The organism is Streptomyces sp. NTH33, from assembly GCF_003236365.1.
GTDB lineage: Bacteria > Actinomycetota > Actinomycetes > Streptomycetales > Streptomycetaceae > Streptomyces.
This window is the reverse complement of the sequence record NZ_POTZ01000273.1, coordinates 1-9,791: the sequence shown is the minus strand read 5'-3', so window position 1 is coordinate 9,791 and position 9,791 is coordinate 1. Positions and strand designations below refer to the sequence as shown.

At 72.8% G+C, this 9,791-nt stretch carries 8 protein-coding genes and 1 pseudogene; 5 read left to right on the top strand and 4 right to left on the bottom strand.

The genetic code is table 11. The features are described from left to right. Positions 1–19 precede the first annotated feature (19 nt). Positions 20–946, bottom strand: a complete 927-nt coding sequence (locus tag C1I97_RS23715) for an HAD family hydrolase (protein ID WP_111005214.1) — start codon at positions 944–946, stop codon at positions 20–22. Positions 947–1,140: 194 nt separating this feature from the next. On the opposite strand from C1I97_RS23715, the gene C1I97_RS23710 reads away from it, so the two are divergent. From C1I97_RS23710 to C1I97_RS23690, 5 genes are all read left to right on the top strand, one after another. Continuing rightward, a complete protein-coding gene (locus C1I97_RS23710; protein WP_181446875.1) occupies positions 1,141–1,416 on the top strand; it encodes a glutaredoxin family protein in 276 nt (91 codons plus the stop codon). Between the two features lie 312 nt (positions 1,417–1,728). After that, positions 1,729–2,493 carry a redox-sensing transcriptional repressor Rex gene (locus tag C1I97_RS23705; protein ID WP_111005212.1) on the top strand — a complete coding sequence of 255 codons (765 nt, stop codon included), beginning with the start codon at positions 1,729–1,731 and terminating at the stop codon, positions 2,491–2,493. Continuing rightward, positions 2,490–4,262: a glutamyl-tRNA reductase gene (locus tag C1I97_RS23700; RefSeq protein WP_111005211.1), complete on the top strand. Its 1,773-nt coding sequence runs from the start codon at positions 2,490–2,492 to the stop codon at positions 4,260–4,262. Before C1I97_RS23705 ends, C1I97_RS23700 begins: the two co-directional genes overlap by 4 nt. Beyond that, positions 4,259–5,254 (top strand): hydroxymethylbilane synthase, encoded by a 996-nt coding sequence (hemC, locus tag C1I97_RS23695; protein WP_111005210.1) that lies wholly within the window; start codon positions 4,259–4,261, stop codon positions 5,252–5,254. Before C1I97_RS23700 ends, hemC begins: the two co-directional genes overlap by 4 nt. Further along, positions 5,251–6,960, top strand: a complete 1,710-nt coding sequence (locus C1I97_RS23690; protein ID WP_111005209.1) for a uroporphyrinogen-III synthase — start codon at positions 5,251–5,253, stop codon at positions 6,958–6,960. Before hemC ends, C1I97_RS23690 begins: the two co-directional genes overlap by 4 nt. A gap of 212 nt (positions 6,961–7,172) precedes the next feature. Here the strand turns inward: C1I97_RS23690 and C1I97_RS23685 are convergent. The 3 genes and pseudogenes from C1I97_RS23685 to C1I97_RS23675 all read right to left on the bottom strand — a co-directional run. Continuing rightward, positions 7,173–7,520 (bottom strand): annotated as a pseudogene (locus tag C1I97_RS23685) (Scr1 family TA system antitoxin-like transcriptional regulator); the annotation flags it as partial. Between the two features lie 455 nt (positions 7,521–7,975). Then, entirely contained in the window at positions 7,976–8,887 is a 912-nt protein-coding gene (locus tag C1I97_RS23680; RefSeq protein ID WP_111005208.1) for a helix-turn-helix domain-containing protein, read from the bottom strand. Further along, positions 8,884–9,684 carry a peptidoglycan-binding protein gene (locus C1I97_RS23675; RefSeq protein WP_111005207.1) on the bottom strand — a complete coding sequence of 267 codons (801 nt, stop codon included), beginning with the start codon at positions 9,682–9,684 and terminating at the stop codon, positions 8,884–8,886. The genes C1I97_RS23680 and C1I97_RS23675 overlap by 4 nt, the downstream gene beginning before the upstream one ends. Between the last annotated feature and the right edge of the window lie 107 nt (positions 9,685–9,791).

Here is a 9,791-nt window from a genome sequence, read left to right as displayed (position 1 = left end):
GGTCAGCGGGGCCGTGGGGTCAGCGGCGGCGGCGGTGGAGGGCGATGGCCGCCGCCGTGCCGCCGGCGACCGCGCCGACGCCCGCTGCCGCGGGGATGCCGACCTTGGCGGCCTTGCGGCCGGTGCGGTAGTCGCGCAGGCGCCAGTCCATCTCGCGGGCGTGGCGGCGGAGCTTGGCGTCGGGGTTGATGGCGTAGGGGTGGCCGACCAGGGACAGCATGGGGATGTCGTTGTGGGAGTCGCTGTAGGCGGCGCAGCGGGAGAGGTCCAGGCCCTCCGCGGCGGCCAGGGCGCGTACCGCCTCCGCCTTCGCGGGCCCGTGCAGCGGCTCGCCGACCAGGCGGCCGGTGTAGACGCCGTCGACGGACTCCGCCACCGTGCCCAGCGCGCCGGTCAGGCCCAGACGGCGGGCGATGACCTGCGCGATCTCCACCGGCGCGGCCGTGACCAGCCACACCTTCTGGCCGGCGTCCAGGTGGGCCTGGGCGAGCGCGCGCGTGCCGGGCCAGATCCGCTCGGCCATGTACTCGTCGTAGATCTCCTCGCCGATCGACTTCAGCTCGGAGACCCGGTGGCCCTGCACGATCGACAGCGCCGAGTCGCGCGCGTCCTGCATGTGCTCGGGGTCCTCCACCCCGGCCAGCCGGAACCACGCCTGCTGCCAGGCGAACTTGGCGAGCTCGCGGGTGTCGAAGAACTTCCGCTTGTACAAACCCCGGCCGAAGTGGAACAGCGCGGCACCCTGCATGACGGTGTTGTCCAGGTCGAAGAACGCGGCGGCCCGGTCGTCCCCGTGCACCGGGAACTCCGCCTCCTCGTCGGGGGACGGCGGGGCCTCTGCCTCCTGGGAGGACTTGCGCGCTGCCTCCGCCGAGGCCTCGCCTGCCAACACGCTTCGCGCCGTGGTGGAGCGCCTACGGGGGGTGAGCCATCCAAGAGCGGCCATGGCGCCGAGCATAACCAGTCCGTTCGGTGGTTCCGGAGCCGTGACGTCGCAAGGGCGTGAACTCTCGGTGACGGTGTCGTCGAAGGCGTCACACGGACGGCGCGTCGCCGCGCGCACGGGGCAGGCCGGCCCCGCGCGGGGCAGCCGGTGCCGGTGGGGTTCCGCGGGCGCGTGACGGGGTGAGAATGGCCGACATGAGTCCCCTCTTCCGCCGTACGCCCCCCGAGCCCCGGAACCGGCTCGTCACCCTGGTCCGCAAGCCGGGCTGCCATCTGTGCGACGACGCGCAGGCCGTCGTGGAGAAGGTGTGCGCCGACCTCGGCGTCCCCTGGGAGCAGAAGGACATCACCGAGGACCGGGAGCTGCACGACCGGTACTGGGAGCAGATTCCCGTCGTGCTCGTCGACGGTGAACAGCACACCTTCTGGCGCGTGAACGAGGAGCGGCTGCGCAAGGCGCTCACGGGCTGACGTCCACTGGTTGATCGACACTGACCGAGGAGTTCAAAACGGCCGGAAGTCGCTTAGGATCGTTGGCGACTTGGTCTCGGGGGCGATGATCGTAGAGGAGAGTGTGCGGTTTTGCCCCCGACAAGAAAGGAACAGTGGTGCGCGTGCGCCGGTTCCACGCTTCTGCGCCGGGGGCGCGTGACCCCGGTCACGTTGGCCGGACAAATCGGACACCATCTTTGTGCACACGTTCACAAAGACATAGCCTGCTGTCGACGGGGCGGTCCGGGAACGTATGACCGCCTGCAGCCCCGCTCTACCCGCAGGAGCACCGTGGCAACTGGCCGAACTCACCGACCGGCGACCCGTAGCCGAGGAATTCCCGAGGCCACCGTCGCCCGTCTTCCGCTGTACCTCCGAGCTCTGACCGCGCTGTCCGAGCGCTCGGTCCCCACGGTCTCCTCCGAGGAGCTCGCGACCGCGGCGGGAGTCAACTCCGCCAAGCTCCGCAAGGACTTCTCCTACCTCGGCTCCTACGGGACCCGCGGGGTGGGGTACGACGTCGAGTATCTCGTGTACCAGATCTCCCGCGAACTGGGCCTGACCCAGGACTGGCCGGTTGTGATCGTCGGTATCGGAAACCTCGGCGCCGCCCTCGCCAACTACGGCGGCTTCGCCTCCCGCGGCTTCCGCGTCGCCGCGCTCATCGACGCCGACCCGGCCCTGACCGGAAAGGCCGTCGCCGGCATCCCGGTCCAGCACGCCGACGAGCTGGAGAAGATCATCCGGGACAACGGCGTCTCGATCGGCGTGATCTCGACCCCCGCGGGCGCCGCCCAGCAGGTCTGCGACCGGCTCGTGGCCGCCGGCGTCACCTCCATCCTGAACTTCGCGCCGACCGTGCTGACCGTCCCGGACGGCGTCGACGTGCGCAAGGTCGACCTCTCCATCGAGCTGCAGATCCTCGCCTTCCACGAACAGCGCAAGGCCGGTGAGGAGGCCGTCGGCAAGGGCCCCCTCCCGCAGACCGCCGCGGGCCGCGACGAGTCCGCCGACCAGGGACCCGACGGGGACATGCCCGCCGTGATGCCGGCATGAGCCTTCTCGTCGTCGGGCTGAGCCACCGCAGCGCCCCGGTCAGCGTCCTGGAGCGCGCCTCGCTGAACGCGGACGCCCAGGTCAAGCTGGCGCAGGACACGGTCACCGCCGAGCCGGCCACCGAGGCCGCCGTGCTGGCCACCTGCAACCGCATCGAGCTGTACGCCGACGTGGACAAGTTCCACGCCGGTGTCGCCGAGCTGTCCACGCTGCTCGCCCAGCACAGCGGGGTCGGCCTGGAGGAACTCACCCCCCACCTCTACGTGCACTACGAGGACCGGGCCGTCCACCACCTGTTCTCGGTGGCCTGCGGCCTGGACTCGATGGTCGTCGGCGAGGGGCAGATCCTCGGCCAGATCAAGGACTCACTGGCCCGCGCCCAGGAGCTGCACACCGCCGGACGGCTGCTGAACGACCTGTTCCAGCAGGCCCTGCGGGTGGGCAAGCGCGCCCACTCCGAGACCGGCATCGACCGCGCCGGGCAGTCCCTGGTCACCTTCGGCCTGGAGCAGCTGTCCGCGGGCGCGGACGTACAGGCCTGGGCGGGCGGCAAGAAGGCCCTGGTCATCGGCGCCGGCTCGATGTCGTCGCTGGCCGCCGCCACGCTCGCGCGGGCCGGCGTCGCCGAGATCGTGATCGCCAACCGTACGCGGGACCGCGCCGAGCGCCTCGCGCAGATCCTCACCGAGGGCGACGACACAGGCGTACGGGCCCGCGCGGTGACCATGGACGCCGTACCGGCCGAACTGACACGTGCAGATGTCGCCGTCTCCTGCACCGGCGCGACGGGACTCGTCCTGACGGCCGAGACGATCGCCGCCGCGGTCGCGGCCCGTACGGGCGCGCCGGCCGCCGTCGCCGAAGCCGGCGCGCAGCGGCACGACAGCGGTCGTACGACGGCGCGGGCGGACGTCCGCGAGACCCCGTTGCCGCCGGCCGGCACGGGCGCCGAGGAGGGCTGCCCGCCGGCCCCGGCCGCGGCCGAGCCCGGCTTCTCCCTGATGGGCGAGTCCGCCGTCGCCGGCATGGACGCCGCCACCCTGGAGCAGCACGGCACCTGGGCCGGTGGGGGCACCTCCCTGCTGGAGCGGAGCCGGGAGTCCGGGGGAGGCGCCGCCGACCGCCGCGACTTCGCCCGCGCGGGTGCCGAGGCCGACGCCGAGCTGATCACCGCGCTCGCCGCGACCGCGGCCACCGTCGGCCGCGTCCCCGAGCGCCGCAAGCCCGAGCCGGTCGCCGCCCCGCGGCCCGAGCCGGCCCTCTTCGTCCTCGACCTCGCCATGCCGCGCGACGTCGACGCGGCCGCGCACCGGCTCGCCGGGGCCCGCCTGGTGGACATCGAGTCGCTGGCCGAGGCCTCCGCCGACGCTCCGATGGCGGCCGACGTCGACCAGGTCCGCCGTATCGTCTCCGACGAGGTCGCGGCCTTCGGGGCGGCCCAGCGGGCGGCGCACATCACCCCCACCGTGGTCGCCCTGCGCACCATGGCCGCCGATGTCGTCAGCAGCGAGATCGCCCGCCTGGAAGGGCGGCTGCCCGGCCTCGACGACAAGCACCGGGCGGAGATCACCCAGACCGTGCGGCGGGTCGTCGACAAGCTGCTGCACGCACCGACCGTCAGGGTCAAGCAGCTCGCGGCCGAGCCCGGCGGTGCCGGGTACGCCGACGCGCTGCGCACCCTGTTCGACCTCGACCCGGAGACGGTGGCCTCCGTCTCCCGGGCCGACAACGACTCCGAGATCCAGAGCAAGAACCGAGGGCCAGTATGAGTGAGAAGGCACTGAGGCTCGGGACCAGGCGCAGCAAGCTCGCCATGGCCCAGTCCGGGATGGTCGCGGACGCCGTGAGCCAGGTGACCGGACGGCCCGTCGAGCTCGTCCCGGTCACCACCTACGGCGACATCTCCCGTGAGCACCTGGCGCAGATCGGCGGCACGGGTGTGTTCGTGGCGGCGCTGCGCGAGGCGCTGCAGCGGGGTGAGGTCGACTTCGCGGTTCATTCGCTCAAGGACCTGCCCACCACGCAGCCCGAGGGCCTGGTCCTGGCGGCCATCCCGGAGCGCGAGGACCCGCGCGACGTGCTCGTGGCCCGGGACGGACTGAAGTTCACCGACCTGCCCGACGGGGCGCGCATAGGCACCGGTTCGCCGCGCCGCATGGCCCAGCTGAACGGGTACGCCCGCGCCCACGGCCTGAACATCGAGACGGTCCCGATCCGGGGCAACGTCGACACCCGCATCGGCTTCGTCAAGAGCGGCGAGCTCGACGCGGTCGTCCTGGCCGCCGCCGGACTGAACCGGGTCGGCCGCAGCGACGAGGTGACCGACATCCTGCCGGTCGACATGATTCTGCCCGCCCCCGGCCAGGGGGCCCTGGCGGTCGAGTGCACCGAGGGCAACCCGGAGCTCATCGCCGCGCTCGCCGAGCTCGACGACCCGCACACGCGGGCCGCCGTGACCGCCGAGCGGTCCCTGCTCGCCGCCCTGGAAGCCGGTTGCAGCGCCCCCGTGGGCGCGCTGGCCGACCTTCCCCCACTCTCGGCTCCGCTCGAGCGGGGGGACTCCCAGGGCGACGAGCGGATTGTCAAGGAAATGCGCCTGCGGGGCGTCGTCGGCAGGATCGACGGCTCCGCGCTGGTGCAGCTGTCCACCACCGGTCCCGTGCCCCGGACGCACGATGAGGCCATGGCACTCGGTCGCGAACTCGCCACCGAGATGCTCGCCCAGGGCGCGGCCGGTCTGATGGGGGAGCGAGCACAGTGAGCCCCACCACCCTTTCCGCCGCCAGTCCTGAACACGGGCAGGTCACCTTCCTGGGTGCCGGACCCGGAGATCCGGGACTTCTGACACTGCGCGCCGTGGAGGCGCTGGCGCACGCGGACGTCCTCGTCGGCGAGCACGAGGTGCTCGAGGTCGTGCGCACGCACGCCAGGCAGGGCGTCGCCGTCGTGCACACGGACCCGGACCCCTCCTCGGAGCCGGTCCCGGGCACGGGCACACCCCAGCTCACGGTCGTCGACGGCACGTCAGCAACCGCTGGGGTCCCCGTGAAACGGGATGCCGCACATCTTGTCATGGAGGCTGTGCGGGGCGGCAGGCGGGTCGTCCGTGCGGTGTCCGGGGACCCGGGACTCGACACGTACACCGCGGAGGAGATGCTCGCCTGCACCGCCGCGGGCGTCCCCTTCGAGGTCGTTCCCGGTATCGCGGCCGCCGTCGGCGTGCCCGCGTACGCCGGGGTGCCGCTGCGGGACGCCGAGGGCACGGACGTCCGCTTCGTGGACGCCCGCACCGCCTCGGACCGCTGCTGGACGGAGGTGGGCGCCTCCGACGGCACGGTCGTCGTGTCCGCCACGCTCGACTCGGTCGCCGCGGCGGCCGGCGAACTGGTCGCGGCCGGCCGCAAGCCGGACACCCCGCTGACGGTGACGGTGGCCGGTACGACGACGCGGCAGCGCACCTGGACGGCGACCCTCGGCACGATCGCGCAGACCCTGAAGCAGGCCAAGGTCCTGCCGTCCCCGGAGGGCCACCGGCCGGTGATAGCCGTGGTCGGCGAGCGCAGTGCCGCGGCCCGGCGCGACCAGCTGTCGTGGTTCGAGTCCAAGCCGCTGTTCGGCTGGAAGGTCCTCGTGCCGCGCACCAGGGAACAGGCGCCCGCACTCTCCGACCAGCTGCGGTCCTACGGCGCCGTACCGCACGAGGTCCCGACGATCGCCGTCGAGCCGCCGCGCACGCCCCAGCAGATGGAGCGCGCGGTCAAGGGCCTCGTCACGGGCCGCTACGAGTGGATCGCGTTCACCTCGGTCAACGCGGTGAAGGCGGTGCGGGAGAAGTTCGAGGAGTACGGCCTCGACGCCCGCGCCTTCGCCGGCATCAAGGTCGCCGCGGTCGGCGACCAGACGGCCAAGGCCCTGATCGACTTCGGCGTGCGGCCGGACCTGGTGCCGAGCGGCGAGCAGTCGGCCCGCGGGCTGGTGGAGGACTGGCCCCCGTACGACCCGGTCTTCGACCCGATCGACAGGGTCTTCCTCCCGCGCGCGGACATCGCCACGGAGACGCTGGTCGCGGGCCTGATCGAACTCGGCTGGGAGGTCGACGACGTCACCGCCTACCGTACGGTCCGCGCCTCGCCGCCTCCCGCGGAGACCCGTGAGGCCATCAAGGGCGGCGGCTTCGACGCGGTGATGTTCACGTCGTCCTCGACGGTCCGCAACCTGGTCGGCATCGCGGGCAAGCCGCACAACGTGACGGTGATCGCCTGCATCGGCCCGGCGACGGCCAAGACGGCCGAGGAGCACGGCCTGCGCGTGGACGTGATGGCCCCCGAGCCCTCGGTCCACAAGCTGGCCGAGGCCCTGGCCGACTTCGGCGCGAAGCGCCGCCTGGCGGCCCTGGAGGCGGGCGAGCCGATGACTCGGCCGAGCGAGCGGCGCCCGGGGGCGCGGAGGCGTCGCACGTCGACGTGACGGAGTGAGGGCGTGAGCCGATGGCGGAACGTGCCGTAGAGGCGCGTTCCGCCATCGCGCGTTTCGCCCCTTGGCCGGGCGGCCGAGGCCCAGGTGGGGGACAAGTGGCGGATCTGGGCCAGCGAAGGGCCTGAAAACCGCAGGTGGCGGGTTCGAGGCGTGGCCCAGATCCGCCACTTGCGACCTCACGCCCCCGGAATCCTTGCGTACGCCCGGCGGGCGTTGAAGACTCCCCGCGCGTACTCCTCCGTCTGCAACAACCCATGGATCACCGAGTTGGTGTAGGCGCACAGCTCGACCGCCTCCGCCTCCAGCTTCTTCAGGTCCCGTACCTTCTTCGGGTACCGCGCCTCCGCCACGTCCTCCTTCACCGCCGCGATCTTGCCGCCCGCGCCCAGGGCCGCGTCCGCCGCGTCCAGGTACTCGGGCCGGGGGATCCGCCGCCCCCCTTCCACGGAGGAGACCAGCTCCTGCCCGTACCCGATGGCCGCCCCGAACTCCGCCTGGGTCATGCCGGCGGACTCCCGCCACAGCTTCAACTGCCGGATGACCGTCCGCATGACGCCTACGGCCTCGTCGTCCTCCGGCTCCGCGTTCCAGTCGCTCACGCCCGTCACCGCCCTCCGCGCCGCACCTCTGTGCTCAGCTCCGGCCGTACGCGGGCCGTCACTGCGGACGAGCCGGACAGAAGCCGGGCCGGGTCCGGACGGTCACCTTCCGCCCGGACACCGGCTCTTCGCGGAATGCGCACACGTGAACACGATGGGCGATGTGAAGGGAGGCGGTGGCGCGGACCTTTTGGAGGGTTTCGCTGCTGAGGGGCATGCCGCACTATGGCGTGCGGTGCGGACGGTTCGCGCAGGGCTGTGGACAACTCCCGCCCCTGCCCAAACCCAAGGGGCAAGTCCCGCCCCGTCCACTGGAACCGGACTCACGCTCGCGAAGCACTCTGCAAGACCCGTGGGCCAGAGCTGGGAGGGAAGCGGGTGGCTCGGTCCCTCCGGCCGCGGAGAAGTCACCCCGGCGCCGTCGGGTGCGGGCGGGCCCGCTGTACGCGGCCGTCGAAGCACTCCGGTCTGCCGCCCTCCGCGGGGCGGAGACAGGCGTGCAGGACGGCTCCGGGGTGTGCCGCGGTCATGGGGGTGTAGACGTAGGACTCGGTGTCGATGTCGTCCCTCACCTCGGCGGAACGGGTGGGTCCGCCCGCGGTCATGTCGAGCCGGTCGCCGATCCGCGTACGCCACATCCGGGCCCAGCCGGCCCCGCATCCCTCGTGGTAGCGCAGTTCCATCCGCGCCCCCGTGGCCGTGCGGTACGAGGCGAGGGTGTCCAGGCCGACGGCGCAGCCCAACTGCATCGGGTCCTTGCCCTCGCAGGTGGCCGCACGGCAGCGGGGACCGGCGACGGGCGGCGACGCGGACAGGGGTGGCCGGGGCGGAACGTCCTGGCGCGGGAGCAGGAGGAGGGCCGCCGCCACGCTCCCGACGACCACGGCGCACACCGACGCGAGCACCGCCAGCGCCACACTCTTCTTCCCGGCCCGCCCGGTCTCCTCCGGTATCTCCTCCGGTGACGGTAAGGGGGACGGTGAGGAGGGTGTGTCCGGAGAGGCGACGGCGGCCGTGTCCGCGGGTGCTTTCGCCGCGCGTCCGCTCCACTCCGCCTCCGCGATCTCCCACAGGGCGAGACAGCGCCCCGCCGGTTCGCGGGCGAGCCGGCACAGGTCCTCCACGGCCCGGCGCGGCGGCAGCGTCCTGCCGTTGAGGTAGCGATCCCAGGACGACTTGCTGTAGGTGGTCCGCTGCGCCAGGGCCGCCAGGCTCAGGCCGGTGCGCTGCCTCAGCTCCCGCAGTGCGGCGGTCAGCCGTGCCTGTTCCGGCGACGGGGCCGACGGCGTCGCCCGTGCAGGTGGTGTCGGTGGTGTCATCCCCGCAGGGCCTTCCAGGTGTGCGGTCCGACGATGCCGTCCACGACCAGGTCGGTCCGCTTCTGCAGGCGTTTGACGGCGTTTTCCGTCCGTGGGCCGTAGATCCCGTCGATGTCTCCGGGGGAGAGGCCCGCCCGGCGCAGCAGGCACTGTGCCTCGGCGATCTCCGGGCCGGCCAGGCCGTTCACCAGGATGGCGTCCTGGGTGCGGCTGTTGCCCGCGTACCAGTGGCCGTCGAGCCGCTCGTAACGGCAGGTGTACGTGGGCCCCGGCGGCGAGGGCGTCGCCTCCGGCGGTGCGGCGGAGGAGACGCCGGGGTTCGCCGCCGTCCGGTCTTCGCCACCCGAGAACCGTACGACCACGAGGACCGCCGAGGAGAGGGCCAGCACCAGGGTCACCACCCCCGCCACGACCGCGATCCGCAGCGCGCGCCCGGGAACCCGTTCCGGCTCGGGCCCGGACGACAGGACGGTGTCGCATTCGGGCGCGGGCGCGGGCGCGGGCGCGGACGCGGTCACGGCTCCGTGTCTGTCCCCCCAGGCTTCGGCGGCCACCTCGTGCAACGCCAGCAGCCGGGTCGGGTCGTCGTCGCCGATCCTGGCCAGCGCCTCGACCGCGTCCCGGGGCGGCAGCGATCTGCCGCCCAGATAGCGTTCCCACGACTTCGTGCTGTAGCCCGTCTTCGCCGCCAGCTGACGCGTGCTCAGCCCGCTGTGGTCCTTCAGCCGGCGCAGGCGGACCACCAACTGGCCAACGTGCGCATTCAGTTCGGTGGGCAGCTCTTTCCAACGCGACATGTTCCCCCGATCGCGTTCGTGGTCCCTGGTCCCGGACCCCCTCGCATTCTGCCCCAATGGAGAGGGCCCGTACCGGAATGCGGTTCCCGCCCCGGTGCGGATTCGGC